Source organism: Sphingobium boeckii (genome assembly GCF_014199215.1).
In the GTDB taxonomy this organism is placed as follows: Bacteria; Pseudomonadota; Alphaproteobacteria; order Sphingomonadales; family Sphingomonadaceae; genus Sphingobium_A; species Sphingobium_A boeckii.
Window position 1 is genome coordinate 459,566 of sequence record NZ_JACIJC010000004.1, and the last position, 23,336, is coordinate 482,901.

A 23,336-nucleotide genomic window follows, 5' to 3' on the forward strand; every position below is an offset into this window, starting at 1 on the left:
CGTTACTCCCTATCGTCCGCCCATCGCCGCCCAGCGTTCGGGCACCATCCAGACATATTCGGTATAATGGCCCAGCCATTCGCGCGTATCGAGATAGACGAATTCCAGCATCCCCGGCGTCCCGCCCTTGAGCACGATCGGGAAAGGCTGGCTTTCCACCCTGGCGATGAATGCGTCCCAATCATCGACCATATGGCACACATGATGGAACACCAGCCGGTCGTCCGCCGCCAGCGCGTCGCGGTAGATGGACAGGACATCGCCGTCTTTCGGCTCGATCAGCTCGTAATTAAGATCGCCGACCCACACGAACGCCAGTTTCTGCACGCCCGTGCCCTCGCCCTTGGGCGTCCAGACCTTCACCGGAACCTCGATTTCCATCAGGGTGCGGACGTCCGCCCGCGCCCTGAACTGGGCGACAGCCTTGTCCACGTTGCGCGTGACATAGGCGTTTTGATAATGGCGTCCGACGATCATCGCTCAGCCCTCTCGCGCGATATCGTAGCGCGACAGATAGCGCTCGAACTGGGGCGCCAGCTCATCCACGGACAGGCCATATTGATCGAGCTTATATTCGTGCTTGCCGAATTTTCCCTGCGGGTTCGCATCGAGCCACGCCTGCATCGCTGCCTCGGCTTCGGGGGTGAAATCGTCGCCCAGCGCCGCATAAAGGCTGCGCATCGTGCCGATCGGATCGGACAGCAGCGCGGCATAATGCACATCGGCCATGCTGCCTTCGCCTGCTCTGTCTCGGAAATCCATGATACGGTTGGCGTGCTCCACCGCCTGAAAGGTGCAATTTTCCTTCAGCCACGCGGTGTCGACCCGGCCCATGAACCCCAGATGCGCCAGGCTGATGATCGAGCAGAAACTGCCCATCGCCGTAAAGGGATCGCGATGGGTCCATATGAAGCGCGCGTCGGGATAGACCGCGCGGATCGTGTCCAGCCACAGCGCGTGGCTCGGCATCTTCAGATTCCACACGCCCGGCGCATCGGCCTGCAGAAGCTGCAGGAAGCGCTTGTGATAATCATAGGCCGAGGTTGTGTCGGTCGAGAAGAGCCAGTCGCGATAATTGGGCAATTTGCCGCGCGATTCCAGCGCCAGCGCCTTGAAATCATGCGCCATGAAAAAGATGCACTCATTGGGATAGATGGCCGAGTTGCGATAATATTTGCCCATCTCCGGGCGCGCGGCGAGCATCGCCTTTTCCTGTTCCAGCCGGCCGATGGCGCGCGGATCGGTCTTGAGCGTCGCCGAAGTGGCGGGCGGCACTGGATCGTCAATCTCCCACGTCAGCGGCGATCGCCGCGCGGGATCGCAGGCCAGCAAATTGCTCAGCAATGTCGTGCCCGTCCGGGGAATGCCGAATACGAACACCGGGCGTTCGATCGGGCGATCGAGCAGTTCGGGGCGCTTGGCGAGATAGTCCGTGGTCTTCAGCCGGTTGGACAAAAGCTCGACCACGCTCGCTTCCATGCGCGCATGGCCGCCGTCCGACAGACCCGTCGCGTTGGCGTCGGCCAGAAGGATATCGAGCCCCTCGCGCCAGGATCCGGAATCGAACCGCTCAAGCCCGGTCGCCTTGATGGCCTGTTCGATCAGCGCGTCGGCGATCAGCGGTGCATTCATGACAATCTCTCCTGATGGTCGCATTTTTGCGGTCATCATGGGCAGCGTGCCGGCATGCGCCAATCGGCATCAGGGCGGAAATCGGGACGGATCGTCGATATCAGGACAGAAGCTCGTCAGCCTTGCTGCCGCTGCTGGCGTTGGCGAAACTGGCTGGGCGTGGCGCCCGTCGCCCGGCGGAAAGCAAAGGCGAAGCTGGAGGGGGATGCGAAGCCGAGCGAGAAGGCGATGGATTTGATGCCTTCATCCGATCCCAATTGCCGCTTCGCCATCTCGATCCGCGTCTGGGTGACATGATCGCCGATCGAACAGCCGCGGCTCGATCGGAACCCCCGCGTCAACTGGCGGACCGAGATGTGGCATAGAGCGGCCAGGTCTTCGAGCGAGGGCGCGGGGCCGAATTGCTGCAGCCGCTCGTCGATCAGCCGCAACCGCCACGAAGCCAGCCCGCCGGTGATCGGTCCTTCGGCAATGGCCCGGCAATAGCGCGCGACCTCGATCGCCAACTGGCCCGCGATCATTTCCACCAGAACCATGCTGCCTGGTCCGGGCCGGTTGACCTCTTCGGCCAGCCGGAAAAGGCAGGAGCGGATATGCGGATGGGCGATGTCCAGCCCCGCCGCCAGCCGCCGATCGGTCCATTCGATATCGCCATCCAGCCAGCGCTCCACCGCCTTGGCCTCAATCTCGCAGACGATGGATGCCTGATTGCCGCCCTTGTCGCTGCGCACATGCAGCGCCTCGCCCGGCGGCACCAGAAAGATCTCGCCCAGCCGCTCGAACCGGTGCGGCCCCCAGCGGTCGCTATAGCAACCCCGCGCCTTTTCAGGGCGCGGGGTGAAGCACAGATCCAGCCAATAGTGATGCTCGCGGCGGAAAATCCGGTTGGTCGGCCGGTCCAGATGAAAGCGCATGATTCGCGCCGTCGCCAGCGGGACGGACAACTCCCCCTCGAACACCGTCTCGGCGAAGGTTTCTGGCTCCATGGTCTTTGTCCCTCCCCCGGCCATTTCGGTCTTTGTCCCTATCACTGTAATATGGCCCGTCTTCGATAGCGTGGTCAATTGCGATGCGCCCTGCGCTGGCAGACAGTCAGACCATAAGGCGACCGCGAGACATGCGGCGCGACGGAGGAGATGTATGGCAAACGGTCTTTTCGATTGCACGGGCAAGGTCACGCTGGTCACCGGCGGCAATGGCGGCATCGGCCTTGGCTTCGCACGCGGCGTCGCCAAGATGGGCGGCGATATCGCCATCTGGGCGCGTAATGAAGGCAAGAATGCCGAAGCCAAGGCAGAATTGCTGGCGGCGGGCGCGGGCCGGGTGGAGACCTATCAGGTCGATGTGGTCTCCGAAGAAGCGATCATCCAAGGCTATGCCGACCTGCTCGCCGATTTCGGCCGCGTGGATTGCGTGTTCGCCAATTCGGGCCGCGCCTCCAAATCGCGCTCTGTGCTTACGCTGGATTCGGCCGAATGGCATGATCTCCTCGCGGTCAATCTGCACGGCGCGTTCTTCACGCTGCGTGAGGGCGCGAAAGCCATGGTCAAGCGCGCCGAAGTGGGCGAACCCGGCGGGTCTCTGGTCTATTGCGGCAGCCTGTCGATGTTCCACGGCATCGCGGGGATCAACAATTATGCCGCGTCCAAAGGCGGCATGGGTGCCGTGATCCGCGGTATGGCGGCCGAACTCGGCCAATATGGGATCCGCGCCAACACGATCGCGCCGGGCTATATCAAGACCGGGATCGGCCAGGGCGATATCGAGATGAGCGAAGAGATGAAGGTGCGCCTGGCGCAAGTGGATGCGCATTTCTCCGCCAAGACGCCGATCCACCGCCCGGGCCGACCGGAGGATTTCGAAGGCATGGGCGCGTATCTCACCAGCGACGCCTCATCTTACCATAGCGGCGACACCATCGTGATCGATGGCGGCAGCCTGATCTATCCGCCCTACGCCTTCTGATCCTGGCAGGAGCCCGCACCATGCGCGTTTTGAATATCCATGGCGTCGATGATGTCCGCCTCGATCCCTATGAGCGACCCGCGGCGGGCGCGAAGGATGTCGTGATCCGGATGAAATCGGTCGGCATCTGCGGCAGCGATCTCACCTATATCAAGCATGGCGGGATCAACCGCGCACCCGATGGCGTGACGGCGCTGGGCCATGAAGGTGCCGGTGAAGTGATGTTCGTGGGCAGCGAGGTCGATGGCGTCTCGATCGGCCAGCCGGTGATCGTCAATCCCATGAACACGCCGAGCTATGTCGGCAGTGGCGGCCCCGAGGGCGCGTTCACCGAAGAGCTTCTGGTGCGCGGCGCGAAGATCAATGACAGTCTGCTGCCGATCCCCGAGGGCATTTCCTACGATGTCGCCGCGATGTGCGAACCGCTGGCGGTCGCGCTGCACGGCGTCAATCGCGCAGAGGCCAAAGCCGGCGACAGGATCGTGATCTTCGGTTGCGGCCCGATCGGGCTCGGCATGGTGCTCTGGGCGGTCGATCGCGGCTGCAGGGATGTGATCGCGCTCGATCTGGCGGAAGAACGGCAGGACCGCGCCCGCGCACTGGGCGCGCTCACGATCAATCCGGCTCACGAAGACGTCGCCGCCCGGATCAAGGACATCCATGGCCGGGAAATGGTGTTCGGCCGCGAAAAGGCCGGCACCGACGCCTATATCGACGCCGCGGGCGCGCCCTCGATCCTCTCCGATGTGGTCGCGCTCGCCAAGACCCATGCGCGCCATGTGATCACCGCCGCCTATATGAAGCCGATCGCGCTTCCGGCCGGGCCGATGCTGACCACCGAAATGACGATCACCACCGCGGTCGGCTATCCGACCGAAATGCCCGAGGTGATCGCCGCGATGCCGCGCCTCAAGGACAAGATCGCGGCGCTGATCAGTCACAGATTGCCGTTCGATCGCGTCATCGAAGGCTTGGCCATCGCCGCCACGCCCGGATCGGCCAAGGTGATGATCAATTTCGACGCGGTGACCGCATGAGCGACGACAAGCAGACGCCGCTCGGCGCGCTGGTGATGGCCGGCCAGGGCCAGACCGACGCGGTCGCGATCACCGACAGCATCTTCATGGTGAAGGATATCTCCAACGCCTATCTCGTCACCACCAGCGATGGCGATCTTCTGATCAACACCGGCTTTCTGGGCAATGGCGAACGCAACAAGGGACTGTTCGCACCGCACCGCACCGGGCCGCTCCGGCGGATCATCGTCACCCAGGCCCATGCCGATCACTTTGGCGCACTGCCCGATCTGAAGGAGCCGGAAACCCAGATCATTACAGGCGAAGGCTTTACGGAGACCGCCGATTATTTCGATCGCCTCGCGTCCTTCCTCGGCCGGCGCTCGGGCAAGCTCTGGGCTTCGATGACCCGGCGAGACGGACCACCGCCCACACCCCCGGTGATCGTGCCGGATTTGATGGTTTCCGGTGTCCACGCCTTCGAACAGGGCAAACGGCGCTTCGAGGTGGTCAAGACGCCGGGCGGCGAAGCGCTGTGCGCGATCTTCGTCTGGATGCCCGATGAGCGCACCGTCTTCACCGGCAATCTCTTCGGCCCCGTATGGCGCGCCATGCCCAATCTCGTGACCATGCGCGGTGACAAGCCCCGGCTCGTCCGCGCCTATCTCCGCTCGGTCGAGCAGGTGCGTGCGCTCGCGCCCGAATTGCTGATCACCGGCCATGGCGAACCCATCCGCGGCGCGGACCGGATCCGGGCCGATTTGGACGCTATGCACGCCGCCGTCTCCTATCTCGAAAGCGAGACGATCAGGGGGATGAATGCGGGCAAGACCGTGCATGATCTGATGCGCGAGATCACCTTGCCCGAAGCGCTCCGCATCGGCGAATTTCACGGCAAGACATCCTGGGTGGTGCGCGCCATCTGGGAGGAGAATGCCGGTTGGGTGCATTATGAGGATGGCACCACCGCGCTCTATGGCGTGCCGCGCCGGGCCGTGCATAAAGATCTGGCGGAACTGGCCGGTGGTGCCGATGCGCTTGTGGCGCGCGCGCGCCTGCATATGGACAATAGCAGGCCGCTCGAGGCGATCCATCTGATCGATATCGCGCTCGATGCCGAAGCCGCGAACGCGGGCGCACTCACCGTGAAGAAGGCCGCGCATGAGCATCTCCTCGCACAAAGCGGTGGCACCAATCTGTCTGAAACCATGTGGCTCAAAGCCGAAATCGCCGACGCCGAAAAACGGCTTGCGGCGCGCTGATCCAATCAGGGAATTAAACGAATATGGCACGCATACTCACCCATCTTGAGCGCCTAGAGGCGGAGAGCATTCATATTTTGCGGGAGGTTGTGGCGGAGGCGGATCGGCCTGTGATGCTGTATTCGGTGGGCAAGGATTCGGCGGTGATGCTGCATCTGGCGCGCAAGGCCTTTTATCCCTCGCCGCCGCCCTTTCCCTTGCTCCATGTGGACACCACCTGGAAATTCCGCGCGATGTACGATCTGCGGGACCGGATGGCGCGCGAGAGCGGGATGGAGTTGCTGGTCTACAAGAATCCGGATGCCGAGGCGCGCGGGATCAATCCGTTCGATCATGGCGCGCTGCACACCGACATGTGGAAGACCGAGGGCCTGAAGCAGGCGCTGGATCTCTATGGCTTCGATGCAGCCTTTGGCGGCGCGCGGCGCGACGAGGAAAAGAGCCGCGCCAAGGAGCGCATCTTCTCCTTCCGCACCGCGTCGCACGGCTGGGATCCCAAGAACCAGCGGCCCGAACTGTGGCATCTCTACAATGCCAAAAAGGCCAAAGGCGAAAGCATCCGCATCTTCCCGATCTCCAACTGGACCGAGCTCGATATCTGGCAATATATCCATCTGAACGACATTCCGATCGTCCCGCTCTATTTCAGCGCGCCACGCCCTACGGTGGAGCGCGACGGAATGCTGCTGATGGTCGATGACGACCGCTTTCCGCTCGCTCCGGGCGAAGTGCCGGTGGAGCGCTCGATCCGCTTCCGCACGCTCGGCTGCTATCCGCTGACCGGCGCGGTGGAAAGCACCGCCGCCACCCTTCCGCAAGTGATCCAGGAGATGCTGCTCACCACCACGTCGGAACGCCAGGGCCGCGCGATCGACAAGGATGCGGGCGGCGCGGGCATGGAGAAGAAGAAGCAGGAGGGATATTTCTGATGGGTGTCCACCAATCATGCCCCCACTCCGTTTGTGTCGAGCGCAGTCGAGACACGCTTGTCGTTTCTCCAACGTCCCTCGACTTCGCTCGGGACAAACGGGGTTTGATATGACCGATCCGATTTACAAGACCGACGCCCTGATCGCCGAGGATATCGATGCCTATCTCATCCAGCATCAGCACAAGAGCCTGTTGCGCTTCATCACCTGCGGCTCGGTCGACGATGGCAAGTCCACGCTGATCGGGCGGCTGCTCTATGACAGCAAGATGATCTTCGAAGATCAGCTTGCCGCGCTCGAGGCGGACAGCAAGCGCGTCGGCACCCAGGGCCAGGAGATCGATTTCGCGCTGCTGGTCGATGGTCTCGCCGCAGAGCGCGAACAGGGCATCACGATCGATGTCGCCTACCGCTTCTTCTCGACCGAGAATCGCAAGTTCATCGTCGCCGACACGCCGGGGCATGAGCAATATACCCGCAATATGGTGACGGGTGCCTCCACCGCCGATCTCGCGGTGATATTGATCGACGCGCGCAAGGGCATCCTCACCCAGACCCGGCGCCACTCCTATCTCGCGCACCTGATCGGCATCAGGAACATCGTGCTCGCGGTCAACAAGATGGATCTGGTCGATTACAGCCAGTCCGTGTTCGACCAGATCGTCGCCGATTATACCGCTTTCGCCGAAGGCATCGGGATCACCGCCTTCACGCCCCTGCCGATCTCGGGCTTCAAGGGCGACAATATCACCGCGCCCAGCGCCAACACGCCCTGGTATAGCGGCCCCACGCTCATGGCGCATCTCGAGACGGTCGAGGTGGATGTCACCGCCGATCAGGCCAAGCCGTTCCGGATGCCCGTCCAATGGGTCAACCGCCCCAATCTCGACTTCCGCGGTTTCTCCGGCCTGATTGCCAGCGGCACCATCAAGCCGGGCGACGCCGTGCGCGTGCTGCCCTCGGGCAAGACATCGACCGTCAGCAAGATCGTCACCATGGACGGCGAACTGGACGCAGCGATCGCCGGCCAGTCGGTCACCCTCTGCTTTGCCGACGAAGTGGATTGCTCGCGCGGCGATGTCATCGCCATCGCCGAAAATCCGCCGCAGGTGGCCGATCAGTTCGAAGCCACCATCGTCTGGATGGATGACGATGCGATGCACGTCGGCCGCTCCTATTGGCTGAAACTGGGCACGCAGATGGTCTCGGCCACGGTCCAGGCACCCAAATATACCGTCAACGTCAATACGATGGAGCATCTGGCCGCCAAGACGCTCGAGTTGAACGCCATCGGCGTGGCGGAGATCGCCACGGACAAGCCCATCGTGTTCGAACCCTATGCCGACAATCACACGCTGGGCGGGCTGATCCTGATCGACAAGATCACCAACCGCACGGTCGCCGCGGGCATGTTGAACTTCTCGCTCCGCCGCGCGCAGAATGTGCACTGGCAGGCCACCGACATCGGCCGCGAGGAACATGCGCGGCTCAAGAACCAGACCCCGCGCGTCCTGTGGTTCACCGGGCTTTCGGGTTCGGGCAAATCGACCATCGCCAATGAGGTGGAAAAGAGCCTCAACCTGATGAACCGCCACACCTTCCTGCTCGATGGTGACAATGTGCGTCATGGCCTGAACAAGGATCTGGGGTTCACCGAGGCGGACCGGATCGAAAATATCCGCAGGGTCGGCGAGATGGCCAAATTGATGGCGGATGCCGGCCTGATCGTGCTCACCGCGTTCATCTCCCCCTTTCGGGCCGAACGCGAATTGGTGCGGAGCCTGTTGCCCGAGGGCGAGTTTATCGAGATTTTCGTCGATACCCCGCTGGAAGTCGCCGAAGCCCGCGATGTGAAGGGTCTTTATAAAAAGGCCCGATCCGGCGCGCTCAAGAATTTCACGGGGATCGACAGCCCCTATGAGCCACCCGAACACCCCGAGATCCGCGTCAACACGGTGGAGATGACCCCGGTCGAGGCCGCGGAACATATCATCCGCAAGATCATGCCCCTCAAATGAGCATGACCGACGCCGATCTCGCCGCGCATCTGGCGCATGTCGCCGGGCGCATCCTGCTCCATGTGCGCGACAGCGGGATATTCTCCGCCAAGGCGCTGGGCAAGGCGGGGGACCAGACCGCCAACCAGTTCCTCGTCCATGCGCTGCGCGAACAGCGGCCTGACGACGGATTGCTGAGCGAAGAGATGCAATGCGACGGCACGCGGCTCGATCATCAGCGCGTGTGGATCATCGATCCGGTGGATGGCACGCGGGAATATGGCGAAGCGCGCACCGATTGGGCGGTGCACGTCGCGCTGGCTATCGATGGGGTGGCGCAGACCGGCGCGGTTGCCTTGCCCGGCCTCGATCTGGTGCTGCGCAGCGATCGACCCACGCCGCTGCCGGCCGCAGCCGCGATCCCGCGCATGGTGGTCAGCCGCACACGCCCGGCCAAGGAAGCGGTCGATGTCGCGCAGGCGATCGGTGCCGAGCTTCTGCCCATGGGGTCAGCCGGCGCGAAGGCCATGGCGATCGTGCGCGGCGAAGCGGAAATCTATCTCCACACCGGCGGCCAATATGAGTGGGACAGTTGCGCGCCGGTGGCGGTCGCCGCAGCGCACGGTCTGCATGTCAGCCGCGTCGATGGCAGGCCACTGGTCTACAATCAGCCTGACAGCTATATGCCGGATCTGCTGATCTGCCGCCCCGAATGGGCGGAGCGCGTGCTGACGATCGTCTGGGAGACGCGCGCGCCAGCCGCCTGACCCGCACGCACGCTTTTCCATCCCATGTCGACCCTGCTAAGGACCGCTTTTCGGAGAAATTGCGATGACAAATCACGCGCATGAACTGGCCCGCCGCTTCTTCGCCGCGCTCTCCGCCGGCGATCTGCCCGATGCTTTGCTGACCGACGACATGACCGCCTGGACCACCTCGTCAGGCCATGCCGAAAAATCCCGCTATCAGCGCGGCGTCGCGATGCTGGGTACGATCTTCGAAAGCGGCCTGACGTTCACGGTGGATTCGCTGACCGCCGAAGCGGACCGGCTGGCGGCGGAAGTCCGATCGCACGGCACGCTGGTGAACGGCGTGCCTTTCGAAAACCGCTACCTCTTCATGCTGCGCCTCCGCGACGGGCGGATTGCTTCGGTGGCCGAGCATTTCGATCCTGCGCCCGTCCGCGATACGCTCGCCCCGCTGCTTCAGGCGGCCATGGCCCCGCCGCCGGGCTGACCTGCAACCCCGTTGCGCGGATTTACGCGCCGCCCTTGCTGGCCATTTCGAAACAATAGCGCAGATGATCGAGATGGCCCGAAGGCACGGGCGGGAAGATCAGCGATTGATCGGTGTCGCGTATGGCCTCGATCGCCGCGCCCATCTGCTCGATCGTCCAATCCGGGCGATAGACGCCGCGCGTCTCCGCCGCATAAGCGCGCGCCACGCGTCCGGCCATGGCGATCAGCATTTCACCCGTGATCGAGCAGCTTTCATGCGCCATCCAGCCGACCGCGGGGGCGACCAGTTCCGGATCCATCGGCGGATAGGCGCTGGTGTCCAGCCCTTCGGCCATGCGCGTCACCGCGCCGGGCAGGATGATGTTGCTTTTCACGCCATGCGCCGCGCCTTCCAGCGCCGCCACGTTGGACAGGCCGATCATGCCCGCCTTGGCAACGCTGTAATTCACCACATTGGCATTGCCATACAGGCCGTTGATCGATCCGGTCAGGATGATGCGACCATAGCCCGCTTCGCACATCACCGGGAAAGCCGGACGGACCACATGAAATGCCCCGCGCAGATGCACGTCGAGCACGGTCTCGAAATCGGCATAGCTCAATTCGCTGAGGGAACCGCGGCGGACGATGCCCGCATTGTGAATCAAAATGTCGATACGGCCGAAATGATCGAGCGCCGCATCGATCATCGCCTTGCCGCCTTCCGGCGTGGCGACCGAATCGGTGGAGGCGACCGCCTGCCCGCCGGCGGCGATGATTTCATCGACCACCGCCTGGGCTGGCCCGGCATCCACCCCGTCGCCCTGCATGGTGACGCCCGGATCATTGACGACCACCTTCGCGCCGCGCGCCGCCAGCAGCAGCGCATAGGCGCGGCCCAGCCCACGCCCCGCACCCGTGATCACCGCCACCCGATCATCAAATCTCAGTGCAGTCATCACCTGGTCCTCTCATCTTGTCCGGCGTTCGACCGATGCGTCCGCTTTCGCACCTTCATCTGCCTAAGTGCCCTCGCTCTAGCCCGGGCGCACCGGATGCCAAATGCCGGCGGCCCACTTATCGCTCAGGCGACGACTTGGGCGCTCCGAAGCGCTTCGATCTGGGCGTCGGTCAGCCCGAGAACATCGGCGAGAATCGCATCGGTATGCTCGCCGAGCACGGGCGGCGCGGCCGGCACTGGCTGATCATTGCCGGGGAATTTGATCGAACGGCTGACGATGGGAATCTTGCCAAGCGTCTTGTGCTCGGTTTCGACGACCATATCGCGCGCCACCGCCTGCGGTTGCGCCAGCGCCTCCTTCACCCCGAGGATCGGCGCATGGGGCACCTGGAATTGTGTGAACAATTCAACCAGCGCGTCGACGGTCTTCGTCTGCGTCTGCGCCGAAATCATCGCGTTTACGGTGTCGCGCGCATCGCGCCGCTTCTCCAGCGTATCGAAGCGATCATCGCTGCCGGCTTCGGGGAAACCCAGCGCATCGCAAATGCGCGCCCAGAAACTGTTCGTGAGGCAGGCGATGATGATCGCGCCGTCGCTGGCCGGAAAGGCACCATAGGGCACGAGATTGGGGTGCTGCGACCCCTGCGGCTTGGGATTTTCTCCGGTGAAGAAGGCCAGTTGCGCGATATAGCCGAGCAGGCCGATCAGCCCATCGAGCAGGCTGACGTCGATCAGCCGCCCGCGTCCGGTGCTATGGCGTTCGTGCAGGGCTGCCAGGATGCCGATCGGGCCGTTGATCCCGCCGACCAGATCGCCCAGCGGAATGCCCAGCTTGGTGGGCAGATGGCCGGGTTCGCCATTAACGCTGAGCGCGCCGGACAGCGCCTGCGCCACGATATCGAACGAGGGCCGATCGCGCAGCGGGCCGGTCATGCCAAAGCCGGAAATCGCGCAATAGATCAGCCGCGGATTGATCGCGGACAGCGCTTCATATCCGAGCCCGAGGCGATCCATCACCCCCGGACGGTAATTCTCGATCAGGATATCGCATTTTTCCACGAGATCGCGGGCAAGCGCGACACCGGCCTCGGTCTTGAGATCGATGACGATGCTTTTCTTGCCGCGGTTGTTGCCCAGGAAATAATGGCTCTCGCCATCGCGAAACGGCGGAAACGTCCGCGTTTCATCGCCCGTGCCCGGCGGCTCGACCTTGATGATCTCCGCGCCCAGATCGGCGAGCGCCAGCGACGCGGCCGGGCCAGCCAGCACGCGGGTGAAATCGAGCACGCGAATGCCCTGGAGAGGTCCGATCCAATCGGCTTTGGGCGGCGTATCGCTCATATCGACCGGCGGTGTATTCGGTGCCATGGATTACCTCAAGCTGATAGACGAGAAACAGGCCGGGCTGTGGAAATTTCGGACCGTTGGCCGGTGGGAGGATCGAAACTGATGAGCGGAACGTCGGATCAAATCGGCATCGATTTCCTGAGTGTCCTCGGGATGCCGCCTGTGGCTTTCATCGCAATGGTGCGCAGCCTTGGCTGCAGCCGGATCACGCTCGGCCTCGCACCGATGACCGCCAATCCGCACGATTATCCCGCCTGGTCCCTGCGGACGGATCCGCAATTGCGCCGCGACACCATGTCGGCGCTCGCGGATCACGATGTGGCCGTCGCGCTGGCGGAGGGTTGCTTTCTCATGCCATCGCGCCCCGCCGCGTCCTTCGCCGCGGATCTCGATATCATGGCCAGCCTCGGCATCGGCCGGATCAGCATCGTCAGCCTCGATTCCGAAGGCGAACGGGCGATGGATGAGGTTGCGGCGCTCGTGCATCTGGCCGCCGAGCGGGGGATAAGCAGCGCGATCGAGTTTCTCCCCGGACGCGCGTTGGGCACATTGGCCGATGCGCTTGCCACGCTGGCGCATGTCGCCCGGCCCGATGCCGGGATCGTCATCGATATGATGCACGTTTTCAGAAGCGGTGAGACCGTCGCCCAATTGGCCGCGCTCGATCCGGCGCTGGTATCGCATATCCAGCTTTGTGACATTCCGTTGGTGAATGACGAACTCACCTATGCCGAGGAATCGCTGCATGAACGGCTGATCCCCGGCCAGGGTGAATTGCCATTGGCGCCAGCGCTGGAGGCATTGCCCCGCAATGTGACGGTGGGGCTTGAAATCCCGATGCTCTCGCAAGCCAGGGCGGGTGTCGGACCGCGAGATCGTCTCCAGCCGGCGATCGAAGCTGCGCAGCTTCTGCTCGCCGGCGGTAGCGGTGTGGTCGGTTAGGGGACATCTCACCGGCCATGGCCGACGTGATGTCCCCACCCCTTGCTTATTGTCCGGCGCGGCTCGGCAATTCGGCGATCGACGTGCCGAAAGCCGACATTTCGCCGCGGTGAGTCGTCGCTTCCTGGCGGATTTCGACGAACTTCTTGCCGTTTTCCTCGAATTTGCGAACCACCGTGCCGTCGATGTACATCGCATCGCCATCGGGATTGTGCCGGCGGATCTGGCACTTGCTCTTGGTCAGGAAGCCATCGTCACCGATCCAGTTGGTGACGTGATGGGTCAGCCATGAGCAACGCTCGGGACCGTAATCATAAGCGCCCGGCGCGCCGACTTCGAGCGCGAACGCCTCGTCCCAATGAACCCGCTCGGGGCAATCGGGCACGTTGAAGCGGTTGCGGATGCCCAGGCCCGGATGCGCCTGCTGCATCTGGTTGGCCAGCTTGTTGGCGCGGATGTAAAGCCCGCCCCAGCCCTGCGCGTAGCAGATGAAGCCGGTGACCGTCATCGGCCCCTTCATCATCCGCGGCAGGGCTTCGCCCTCCTTCACATCTTCCCAATAACGCGGCGTGCTCCCGCGAATTTCCTCTTCCTGATACAGGCGGGTGAATTCGGCCAGCTCTTCCTCGGTATATTGCTCAACGCGGCCACGGGCTTCGGTATATTTCGTGCCACGCTCGCGCGCTTCGTCGCGATCGGTGCGGAATACCCAGCTATCGCCCTCGGCCACCTTGTCGCCGCTCTGGTTGAAGAAATCGACATGATAGATCTGCTGGAAGCTGCGCCCGGCAAACTTGGTCTGATGCTCGACCAGATCCTTCAGATACGCTTCCGTGCGGATCGTATCGTTGCGCAGAACCGGCTTGTGCCAGGTCCAGTCAGCACCCGCCCACATTGCGTGGACGCCCGAAAGGCCGCCGCAATAGCCGGAGATGATACGGCTGGTGGTGAAGAGAAAGCTCGGCAACGCGACAAGCGAACCATATTTGGTCTTCTCGGCATATTCGGGATCGTTCCACAAGGGATTGTCGTCGCCAATGCCGTGCGCATAATGACGGATCGCATCGCGGGTCGCTTCGTAATTCCAGGGCTCGACCGTGTTTTCGATCTTGACGCCGATGCGCTTGCGCAGGTCGTCCAGACCCTCTTCGGTAATCTTGGGGAAGCGATTCCCCGTCTTTTCTGCTACTGCTGTGGCCATTGGTCTTCTCCTATAATTCAGTGTGTGAGTTCAGCCGCTTTCGCAGCTTCACGGTCGCGCAGGATCTTGCGGTGAACCTTGCCCGCGGGCGTCTTGGGCAGTTCCTCGACAAATTCGACGAGACGCGGAAATTCGTGCTGCGCCAGCTTTTCGCGTGTGAAGGTCTGCAATTCCTTGATGAATTCATCGCTCGCCGCCCGGTCGGTGACGACGAACGCCTTCACCACCAGCCCGCGCGTCGAATCCGGCGCACCGATCACCGCGCATTCCTTCACATCGGCGTGCTTGAGCATCGTATTCTCGATCTCGACCGCGCTCATCGTCCAGCCGGCCGAAATGATCACATCATCGGCGCGGCCGCAGTGATAGAAATAGCCATCCTCGTCGATCTTCGCGAGATCCTTGGTGGTTTCCCAGCGCTCGCGCCGCCACAGCATCAGCTCGCCGATCACGCCGGGCGCGCAGGGATGGCCTTCGGCATCCTGCACCTCCAGCTTTTGCCCCGGCACGGCCTTGCCCAGCGAACCGGGCTTCACCGCATAATCGTCGGCACCCGGAAAATTGACCAGCACGACACCGATCTCGGTGGTGCCATACATGCTGCACGCCGGAACGTGGAAGGTCTCTTCGATGAAGTCGAGCGTTGCCGGATCGATCGGTTCACCGGTGTAGGAGAGCTTCTGGATCGCAAAGCCGAAATCGCCTGCCGTCCCGCTATTCTTCATCATCCGATAATGCGTGGCGGCCGCCGACATGTTGGTGATCTTGTGATCCTGCAGCGCCTTCATCAGCCGCGTCGCATCGAAGCGTCCGGCAAACGTGCCCGTGGTCACGCCCATCGCCAGCGGTGCCAGCGTGCCATGCCACAAGCCATGGCCCCAGGCGGGTGACGAGGGACAGAAGAATGCGTCGCCAGGCCTTATACCCGTCCCATAAAGCGCGGCGAACATCAGCGTCACCAGCGTGCGGTGCGTATGCTTCACCGCCTCGGGCAATTCGCGTGTCGTGCCCGAGGTATATTGGAACACCGCCATGTCGCTCGCCTTGGTCTTGGGCGCATAGGTGGCGGGATATTTCATGATCTCGTCAAGCAGGCCATCGTCCGCGACGACCACGCGAACGCCGTCGATCTGCCGGGCCAGCTCGGCCTTTTCCGCATTGGTGATCAAAATCTTGGGCTTGCAATCGTCCACCCGCAGCCGCAGCGCATCCGGGCCGAACAGCGTGAACAAAGGCACCGAAATCGCGCCCGTCTGCATCGCGCCGAACAGGCAGACATAGAAAGGCAGCGAAGGCTCCAGCATGAAGGCGATACGATCGCTCGGCTGCACGTCATTGGCATCGAGCCAATGCGCGAATTGCGCAGCGCCCGCCGCAATCTGATCGAAGCTCAGGATTTCGTCGCGACCATCGGCATGGGCGATGCGCACGGCGGCGCGGCCCGAACCATCGGCATGGCGCGTGATACATTCGTTCGCGATATTGAGCGCGTCGCGATCCCCGTCGAACAGCGCCCACAGCGCGTCCCCGCTGGCATGGGCCTGTGCATCGGCATAGCGCGTATAGTCGGTCAGCTTCGCCATCAGTCTATCCATTCAATATGGCGAACGCAGAATCAAAGCCCTCGCCAAACTCGGCTTCGGTTTAGTCCAAATAATTTTGTTGTAAATATAGAATGATGTTCGATATATCGAACAATATCGGATTCCGCGGGAGCGATTACATGTCCATTTCACCATCGCCACGATCCGACATCCGCGCCGTGGCAAAGGCGGTGAAGGACAGCAAGGCACCGGCCATTTCGCGCGCAGCCGCGATCCTGCGGCTGTTGGGCAAGAGTGACACGCCGTTGGGGGTCCAGGCCATCGCGCGCGAATTGGGGCTTGTGCCCAGCACCTGCCTTTACGTTCTGCGCGCGCTGACGGAGGAAGAGCTGATCGCCTTCGATCCGGATACCAAGCGCTATTCGCTACAGGCCGGCGTCCTCACGCTCGCGCGGCAATGGCTGCGGCGCGATCAGTTCAGCGATCTCGCCCAGCCGGTGCTCGACCGGCTCACCCAGACCTTCGGCGCGACCATGCTCGGCGTGCAACTCGTCGGGCTGGATCACATGATCGTGGTCGCCATTTCCCAATCCGGCCGCAATCTGCAGCTCAGCACCCAGGTCGGCAGCCGCTTTCCTGCGCTGATCAGTGCCACCGGGCGGTGCATTGCCGCTTTTGGCGATTATCCCGAGGCCGAACTTGAAACCCGTTTCCGCGCGCTGCGCTGGGATGAACCACCCAGTTTTTCCGAATGGCAGGATCAGGTGAGCCAGGCGCGTGTGCAGGGGTTCGCCGTCGATGAAGGGCAGTATATCGCCGGCGTCACCGTCATCGCCGCCCCCGTCTGGAAAGCACCGGGCCGGCCGATCCATGCGCTGGTCGCGATCGGCATCGGCGGTGCGCTGAAGCGTGGCGGCCTGAACGCGCTGTCTGAAGCGCTCGTCGCCGGCGCGCAGACGCTCTCGCTGCAGATGGGCGGGGAACGAAGCCCCGCCTGACGGCAAAAATCAGCGCGCGCGGATCGCGAGCACGCTGCCTTCCGCATCGCCAGACACATAGAATGTCCCATCCGCGCCCGCGGCGACGCCGCTGAAATTGATCATCGGCCCGGCCATGTCGCCGATCGGCCCCAGGAATTTGGGGATAACGCCCGCAGGCGCGCCCACTGGCAGGCTGCTCGCCAACGTCTCGCGCGCGCCGCCGGACAGATCGCACGCGATCAGCGCCTTCGCAGCCGTGTCCACCGTCACCAGCCTTCCGCCCGATAGCGCCAGTCCCTCCGGCCGGCCCAGACCTTCGAGCACAGGCTCGACCTTGCCGCCCGCCAGCTTCACCACGCGCCCCGCTCCGGCTTCCGCCACATAGACGGTGCCATCGGAAGCGACCGCGACCCCCATCGGCTTATCAAGGCCGTTCGCCAGTTCTTCAACCGCGCCCTTGTCCGCAGACAACACACGGCCCGCTCCATATTCGGCGAATACAATGGCGCCGCCCGGTGCCACGGCCACGCCCATCAACTGATCATAGCCATTGGCCAGAAATTCGCTTGTCGCCTCGGCCGGGCGATAGCGCGCAACGCCGCCCGTTCCCGTCGTGACGATCCATTCGCCAGGCTCAGCGCCTGCCACCACGCCCCGCAAATAGCCGGGGCAGCCGGGGTAGAAGATCATCCCCGCCAGCACGAGCACCCCGCCGGGCTGCAGCGTATAGCCGAACGCGCCATCCGCCACGAACAGCGCCCCATCCGCGCCCACGGCCAGCCCGAGCGGCCATTGCAGCGACCGCGGCACGATCGGACGCACCTTGCCGTCGCCCAGAATCTCGGTGATCTCGCCGGGAATGCTGGAAACGAAGATCCGGTCTCCGATGAAGGTCACATTGTCCAGACCGGGACCGAGATCGGCCAGCACTTCGCGCGTGCCGCTCACCAGATCGAGCCGCAGCACCTGCCCGCTCGCCACCTGTGTGGTGACGATCCGGCCCTTGCTGTCGAACTTCACTGAATCGGGCACGCCCAGATCGCCCGCCACCACTTCGGGCGCGCCACCCGCCAGATCCACGCGCCAGATCTCGTTGGTCCCCATCACCGGGAAATAGAGTTTGCCATCCGGCCCCACCTGAAAGGCGTTGGCCATCGGAATATTCTCGGCGATCACCCGCGGCGCACCGCCATCGCGGTCCAATTCCATGATCCGCGCGCCGATCCGGCATTCGCCCGCGATCAGCCGGCCCTGATGCCAGGTGATCGGATTGGCGACGGGCATGTCGCCCTGGATCACGCGCACCTGGCCATTTGGCGTCCGCATACACACCCGGCCCTCGGTGATTTCGGTCAGATAGAGATTGCCCGCTTCGTCGAACACCAGATCGTCCGGCGCCACGATATCGCCGCCCATCGCGCTGATCGTCTCGATCACGCCGCTGTCCACGTCGATCGCGCTCACCTGGCTGCCGCCGACCTGCGCCACATAGACCCGCCCGTCAGCGCCTGTCGCCAATCCGTTCGCGCCATAGAGCCGGCTGGGTGGAGTCAGCCGTTCAAGCGTCCAGCCTTCGGCAAGCTGCGCCGCGCTGCCGGCATAACGCCCCTGCTGTCCACTTATGGTCATGCGTAGCCAAGCAGCGATTTGATCTCCAGATATTCATGGAAGCCGTAATCGCCCCATTCCCGCCCATTGCCGCTGCGCTTGTAGCCGCCGAAGGGCGCATGAAAATCGAACCCGCCATTCATGCTGATCCAGCCCGTCCGCATCCGCCGCGCGACCGCGCGCACCTGATCCAAATCCTGGCCGTTCACATAGCCCGCCAGCCCGAAATTGGTATCATTGGCGATCTCGACGGCATGGTCCACATCGTCATAGCCGATGATCACCAGCACCGGCCCGAAAATCTCCTCGCGCGCGATCACCATATCATTGGTCCCGACGAACACGGTGGGCTTGACGAACCAGCCCTTGTCCAGCCCATCGGGCCGACCCAGACCACCGGCAATCAGCGTCGCGCCCTCATCCAGACCTTTCTGGATATAGTCCTGGATGACATTATATTGCGCCTTGGACACGACCGGCCCCATCGCGGCATTGCCCTTGGGATCGCCGACCGTCACCGCGTCTGCCGCCGCCTTCGCAGCCGCAATCGCCTCGTCCATCCGCGCATGGGGCACGAGCAGACGCGAACCCGCGCTGCAGGTCTGCCCGGAATTGCCCATCATGCCGCCGGTGGCACCCGCCACGCTATCCGCCAGCGCAGGATCATCGAGCACGATGAAGGCGCTCTTGCCGCCCAGTTCAAGGCCGACCCGCTTGATGGTCGTCGCAGCGTCCTTCTGGATCTGAACGCCCACGGGCTCCGATCCGGTGAAGGAAATCATATCGACATCCTCATGCGTCGAGAGCGCGGTGCCGATCACGCTGCCGCTGCCCTGGATCATGTTGAACACCCCCGCAGGCACACCAGCGGCATCGAGAATTTCAGCCAGAATGTGCGCGGAATAGGGGGCCAATTGCGGCGGCTTCAGGATCATCGTATTGCCCGTGGCCAGCGCCGGGAAGATCTTCACGCAGGTCTGGTTCATCGGCCAGTTCCAGGGCGTGATCAGTCCGCACACGCCGATCGGCTCCTTGGCGATCAGTGTCGCGCCGCGCGCTTCGTCAAATTGGAAATCCTTCAGCACCTCGATCGCGGTCTGGAGGTGCCCGGCACCCAGGCCGACATGAAAACCGTGCGCCAGCGAAGATGGCGCGCCCATTTCCTCCATGATCGCATCGCCCAGCTCGGTCTGCCGTTTGGCATATTCCGCCTGGATCGCGCCGAGCAGATCGAGCCGCTGCGCGCGCGTCGTCTGGGACCAGCTTGAAAATGCCTTGCGCGCCGCGGCGACCGCCTTGTCCACATCCGCCGCGGAACCGAGCGAGATGGTGCCCGATACCGCTTCGGTTGCCGGATTGATCACCTCCGCCGTCTTGGGCGAGACCGGATCGACCCATTGGCCGTCGATGTAGAATTTCAGATATTCGCGCATATCATCTCCTGCGATCAACGGGCTTCATGCCTCTGTCTGAAATCGTCCGCGCCGCACGCCCTGTGGCGCGCGGCGCGATTGTGTAATTTACTGCGTGCCTTCGGCATACCAGGTGCGGAACTTGTCGTACTTCGGCATTTCTTCCGAATTGGCCTTGGGATCGATCGGCACATGGATCACGGCCGGGCCGCCATGCGCATAAGCGCGCGCAATGGCCGGGCCGATCTCTTCGGCGGTCTTCACGATCTGGCCATAGGCGCCCAGGCCTTCGGCGATCTTGTCGAAGCGCACCTTGTCGCTCCAATGCGTGCCGGTTTCGGCGGTGCCAAGGCCGAAGGTGCGCTTGTATACGCCCACTTCGAGTCCCCATTGGAAATCGACCGCGACGACGCAGACCAGCGGCAGATTGCGACGCACCGCCACTTCCAGCTCGGCGATGTGGAACAGGAAGGACGAATCCGATGTCACCAGCATCCCCGGACGCGTGACGCCCGTCTCCGCGATATCGGCGAGCATCGCGCCGGTGGCATAGGGCAGGCCGGTGCCGATATGACCGTAATTCTGGTTCCAGATCACATCATTGGGTTTGCACTGGTTATAGGTCCAGCCGTAGATCACCGATGCGCCGCCGTCACGGATCATGATGCCGTCCTTCGGAAAGGCCTTGGTCGCCTCCACGATGAAGCGCGAGGTATGGATCGGCACGTCGCCGGTGCCATCGCTGCGGGTCAGCGTTTCGGCGGCCAGCTCATCCAGTTCGGCCTGACCATCCTTCATATATTTGGCCAGATCGGGTCCAGCCGCACGTCCCTTGCCCAGCGCACGGCTGAGCTGCGGCACCACCGCGCGGACATCGCCGACCAGCGGCACGTCGATCGGGCGGTTTACGCCGATCGCGGTGGCATCCTGCTGTACATAGATCCATTTGCGATCCGCCTCGCCGGCGTGCCAATGACGCCAGCGACCGAAATGCACGGGCTCGCCCAATTCGGTGGCGAGCGCGACCACGCAATCCGAGGCTTCCACCGCCTCGATCGACGCGTCGGAAAACACATATTGGAACGTGCGGTCCTCAATGCCCTTGATATAGCTGGTGCCGCCCGATGTCTGGATCACGGGGCAGTTCATCAGTTCAGCGAGTTCCTTCACCGCCGCACCCGATTTGGTGGTGTGCACCGCATGGCCGACCAGCAGGATCGGATTCTTGGCCGCCAGGATCAGCTTCGCCGCTTCGGCGATCCGGTCGCCATCGGCACCCTGATTGGTCAGGCGATAGCGGTGCGGCGGAAGCACCTCGGGCACGTCCAGCTCTTCGAGGATGACATGGCTTGGATATTCGACATAGGTCGGCCCGGGCGTTCCGGACATCGCGATCCGGATCGCTTCGCGGATCACTTCGTCGGTCTGATCGGCATATTCGATCGCGCCCGAATATTTGACCGACGCCTCGATCATCGGCTCCTGCCGCACGAACTGGATACGTCCGCGGCGCACCCGCCGCTCGGTGACGCGCGCGCGCTGCCCGCCGAGGAAGATGACCGGCGAATTCTCCACCTTGCAGCATTGGATCGCTGGCATCATGTTGGCGAGGCCCGGCCCCAGCGTGCCGAAGCACAAAGCGGGCTTGCCGGTGATGCGCGAAGCGGCTTCGGCCATGAAACCGGCCGCCGCTTCATGATGCGGTGACACCACGGTCCAGCCGCGCGACTCCGCTTCCAGGCACAGATGCACGAAATTGGGATCGGGAATACCGAACAGCGTCTTGATGCCTTCGGCTTCGAACAGATCCAGTATGCGCTTGTAGACCGGCGTGCCGCCGGCCTTCAGCTTGAGGTCTGAAGTCGCCGTGGCCGGCTTGGGATCGTCATAGCTCATTTGAGTAACCTCGGTTCGCCCGTTCCCATGAACATGGCTAGGTTGCGGTGAAAATTGGTGATCTTGCGTTCCTGATGCGGATTGGGCAGCGTGCCGCGGAAACCGCGCGACTTCATGCCCCGCTGCACCCATTCCATATTGTCGAAATCCTGCGCCAGCACCGAACCCCATTTCTCGGCGGTCGGCGCGCACTCGGTCCATTCGGTCTGCGGCGCTTCGCCTTCGGGATAGCGCTCCATCGCATAGGCTTCGAAGATGCACTTATCCGGATCGTCGCCATAGGGACGGGTGCGATAGCAAAGCGCAAAGGTCACACCCTGCAGGATGGTCAGGTTCGGAAACAGGCTCCACGCCAGGCCCGCCTCGGTCATGATCTCAGGCGGAATTTCGGGCCAGATGACGCCCCGCGCCGCATCGTCGGCCTTCGCCGATTTCATCATATGCGCGATGACCTCGGCCGCTGGCGTGCCCTCGGGCAGCTCATCGACCAGACGTTTGGCAGCATTCACCAAGGTTTCGGTGGAGCCGGTATAGTTCAGCGTCTCGAAATTCTCGCGCGCCAGTTCATAGGTGGAAACGCGCGCATCCGTGCCTTTGCCCACGCGCGTGACGGAGCCGCCCTGGCTCATCTTGGCGTCGAGACCCTTTTGGTCGAACCCGCTTACGCCATGCCAGTCGTGCGCGGCGCTATAGGCGTAATAATCGCCATAAGCGAGCAACTGCGTGTGCGTGCCCGCCACATGATAAGGCTCCATGAACGCCTCGATCGCCGTCTTCCAATTGCAGGGATAGACCGCCCATTGGCGCCATTTATACTGCATCTTGTCGAGCTGGAAATAAGACAGCACTTCTCCCGCCCGACCGAGGAAATCCATCAGCGGCGCGGCATCCGGAGCCATATTGATCCAGACCCAGCCGCCCCAGCTTTCGACCTTCACCTTGCTCAGACAGGTGTGCTCCGGCGTCAGCGCGCCTTGCCAGTCTTCCTTGTCCAGAATGTAGGTGTTGTTGCCGTCGTGGTCGAAGGTCCAGCCATGGAAGCCGCAAACGAAATTACGGCGGTTGCCGCGCACGCTATGGACCGTGTTCGGCGCGTTGACGAGCTGACGGCCGCGATGCGGGCAGACATTGTGGAAGGCGTTGAAGCTGGTCTCGCCGGTCTTGATGACGATGATCGAATCATCGGCGATATTGTAGGTGACGAAATCGCCGATTTCCTTGAAATCATCGACCCGCTCGACCAACTGCCACACCTTGGGCCACAGCTTTTCCTTTTCCGCCTCGGCATAATCCCGCGAGAGAAAGGCTTCGGTCGAATAGGTGAGCGGCTTTGAAAGCGCGTCGACGTCGATGCTGATCTGCTTGTTCATGACATTCTCCCGGGACGCGATTCTGTCCAGTTGATGCGGCGCCACGAATCCCTAGCGC

General features: G+C 62.9%; 20 protein-coding genes. 9 read left to right on the top strand and 11 right to left on the bottom strand.

The annotated features are described in order from the left end of the window. Window positions 1–9: 9 nt before the first annotated feature. The 3 genes from FHS49_RS13745 to FHS49_RS13755 all read right to left on the bottom strand — a co-directional run bounded on the left by FHS49_RS13745 (window position 10) and on the right by FHS49_RS13755 (window position 2,618). Window positions 10–477 carry a VOC family protein gene (locus FHS49_RS13745; RefSeq protein ID WP_184019482.1) on the bottom strand — a complete coding sequence of 156 codons (468 nt, stop codon included), beginning with the start codon at window positions 475–477 and terminating at the stop codon, window positions 10–12. A 3-nt stretch (window positions 478–480) separates the two neighbouring features. After that, window positions 481–1,632 carry a sulfotransferase family protein gene (locus FHS49_RS13750; RefSeq protein WP_184019484.1) on the bottom strand — a complete coding sequence of 384 codons (1,152 nt, stop codon included), beginning with the start codon at window positions 1,630–1,632 and terminating at the stop codon, window positions 481–483. A gap of 116 nt (window positions 1,633–1,748) precedes the next feature. After that, window positions 1,749–2,618 carry a helix-turn-helix transcriptional regulator gene (locus FHS49_RS13755; RefSeq protein WP_184019486.1) on the bottom strand — a complete coding sequence of 290 codons (870 nt, stop codon included), beginning with the start codon at window positions 2,616–2,618 and terminating at the stop codon, window positions 1,749–1,751. 154 nt (window positions 2,619–2,772) lie between these two features. Here FHS49_RS13755 and FHS49_RS13760 point away from each other — a divergent pair, with 154 nt between their 5' ends. The 7 genes from FHS49_RS13760 (at window position 2,773) to FHS49_RS13790 (ending at window position 10,036) form a co-directional block, all read left to right on the top strand. Then, window positions 2,773–3,597, top strand: coding sequence for an SDR family NAD(P)-dependent oxidoreductase (locus tag FHS49_RS13760; protein ID WP_184019488.1), 825 nt, complete (start codon window positions 2,773–2,775; stop codon window positions 3,595–3,597). Window positions 3,598–3,617: 20 nt separating this feature from the next. Continuing rightward, a complete protein-coding gene (locus FHS49_RS13765; protein WP_184019490.1) occupies window positions 3,618–4,634 on the top strand; it encodes a zinc-dependent alcohol dehydrogenase in 1,017 nt (338 codons plus the stop codon). Further along, a complete protein-coding gene (locus tag FHS49_RS13770; protein WP_184019492.1) occupies window positions 4,631–5,875 on the top strand; it encodes an alkyl sulfatase dimerization domain-containing protein in 1,245 nt (414 codons plus the stop codon). The genes FHS49_RS13765 and FHS49_RS13770 overlap by 4 nt, the downstream gene beginning before the upstream one ends. A gap of 23 nt (window positions 5,876–5,898) precedes the next feature. After that, complete coding sequence (cysD, locus tag FHS49_RS13775) at window positions 5,899–6,804, top strand: sulfate adenylyltransferase subunit CysD (RefSeq protein ID WP_184019494.1); 906 nt, start codon at window positions 5,899–5,901, stop codon at window positions 6,802–6,804. A 109-nt stretch (window positions 6,805–6,913) separates the two neighbouring features. After that, complete coding sequence (gene cysN / locus FHS49_RS13780) at window positions 6,914–8,821, top strand: sulfate adenylyltransferase subunit CysN (RefSeq protein WP_184019496.1); 1,908 nt, start codon at window positions 6,914–6,916, stop codon at window positions 8,819–8,821. A 2-nt stretch (window positions 8,822–8,823) separates the two neighbouring features. Next, the gene (locus FHS49_RS13785) at window positions 8,824–9,567 is read left to right on the top strand and encodes a 3'(2'),5'-bisphosphate nucleotidase CysQ (protein ID WP_184019857.1); all 744 of its coding nucleotides are present in this window, start codon (window positions 8,824–8,826) and stop codon (window positions 9,565–9,567) included. Between the two features lie 64 nt (window positions 9,568–9,631). Then, on the top strand, window positions 9,632–10,036 hold the full coding sequence (locus tag FHS49_RS13790; RefSeq protein ID WP_184019498.1) for a nuclear transport factor 2 family protein: 405 nt from the start codon (window positions 9,632–9,634) through the stop codon (window positions 10,034–10,036). Between the two features lie 22 nt (window positions 10,037–10,058). Here the strand turns inward: FHS49_RS13790 and FHS49_RS13795 are convergent, their stop codons facing one another. Both FHS49_RS13795 and FHS49_RS13800 read right to left on the bottom strand, forming a co-directional pair. Next, entirely contained in the window at window positions 10,059–10,976 is a 918-nt protein-coding gene (locus FHS49_RS13795) for an SDR family NAD(P)-dependent oxidoreductase (protein WP_184019500.1), read from the bottom strand. A 125-nt stretch (window positions 10,977–11,101) separates the two neighbouring features. After that, on the bottom strand, window positions 11,102–12,346 hold the full coding sequence (locus FHS49_RS13800) for a CaiB/BaiF CoA transferase family protein (protein ID WP_246350715.1): 1,245 nt from the start codon (window positions 12,344–12,346) through the stop codon (window positions 11,102–11,104). A gap of 81 nt (window positions 12,347–12,427) precedes the next feature. Between FHS49_RS13800 and FHS49_RS13805 the strand changes: the two genes are divergently transcribed. Further along, window positions 12,428–13,267 (top strand): sugar phosphate isomerase/epimerase family protein, encoded by an 840-nt coding sequence (locus FHS49_RS13805; RefSeq protein ID WP_184019502.1) that lies wholly within the window; start codon window positions 12,428–12,430, stop codon window positions 13,265–13,267. Between the two features lie 46 nt (window positions 13,268–13,313). On the opposite strand, the gene FHS49_RS13810 is transcribed toward FHS49_RS13805, so the two are convergent. After that, window positions 13,314–14,468 (bottom strand): FAS1-like dehydratase domain-containing protein, encoded by a 1,155-nt coding sequence (locus tag FHS49_RS13810; protein WP_184019504.1) that lies wholly within the window; start codon window positions 14,466–14,468, stop codon window positions 13,314–13,316. Window positions 14,469–14,485: 17 nt separating this feature from the next. Then, complete coding sequence (locus FHS49_RS13815; RefSeq protein ID WP_184019506.1) at window positions 14,486–16,051, bottom strand: acetate--CoA ligase; 1,566 nt, start codon at window positions 16,049–16,051, stop codon at window positions 14,486–14,488. A 140-nt stretch (window positions 16,052–16,191) separates the two neighbouring features. Between FHS49_RS13815 and FHS49_RS13820 the strand changes: the two genes are divergently transcribed. Then, window positions 16,192–17,010 carry an IclR family transcriptional regulator gene (locus tag FHS49_RS13820; RefSeq protein ID WP_184019508.1) on the top strand — a complete coding sequence of 273 codons (819 nt, stop codon included), beginning with the start codon at window positions 16,192–16,194 and terminating at the stop codon, window positions 17,008–17,010. 9 nt (window positions 17,011–17,019) lie between these two features. Here the strand turns inward: FHS49_RS13820 and FHS49_RS13825 are convergent, their stop codons facing one another. The 4 genes from FHS49_RS13825 to FHS49_RS13840 all read right to left on the bottom strand — a co-directional run bounded on the left by FHS49_RS13825 (window position 17,020) and on the right by FHS49_RS13840 (window position 23,278). Further along, on the bottom strand, window positions 17,020–18,621 hold the full coding sequence (locus FHS49_RS13825; RefSeq protein WP_221240505.1) for an NHL repeat-containing protein: 1,602 nt from the start codon (window positions 18,619–18,621) through the stop codon (window positions 17,020–17,022). Next, window positions 18,618–20,033: an aldehyde dehydrogenase family protein gene (locus FHS49_RS13830; RefSeq protein WP_184019510.1), complete on the bottom strand. Its 1,416-nt coding sequence runs from the start codon at window positions 20,031–20,033 to the stop codon at window positions 18,618–18,620. The genes FHS49_RS13825 and FHS49_RS13830 overlap by 4 nt, the downstream gene beginning before the upstream one ends. 87 nt (window positions 20,034–20,120) lie before the next feature. Next, window positions 20,121–21,908, bottom strand: coding sequence for a thiamine pyrophosphate-binding protein (locus FHS49_RS13835; RefSeq protein ID WP_184019512.1), 1,788 nt, complete (start codon window positions 21,906–21,908; stop codon window positions 20,121–20,123). Beyond that, window positions 21,905–23,278: an aromatic ring-hydroxylating oxygenase subunit alpha gene (locus FHS49_RS13840; protein ID WP_184019514.1), complete on the bottom strand. Its 1,374-nt coding sequence runs from the start codon at window positions 23,276–23,278 to the stop codon at window positions 21,905–21,907. The genes FHS49_RS13835 and FHS49_RS13840 overlap by 4 nt, the downstream gene beginning before the upstream one ends. Window positions 23,279–23,336 lie beyond the last annotated feature (58 nt).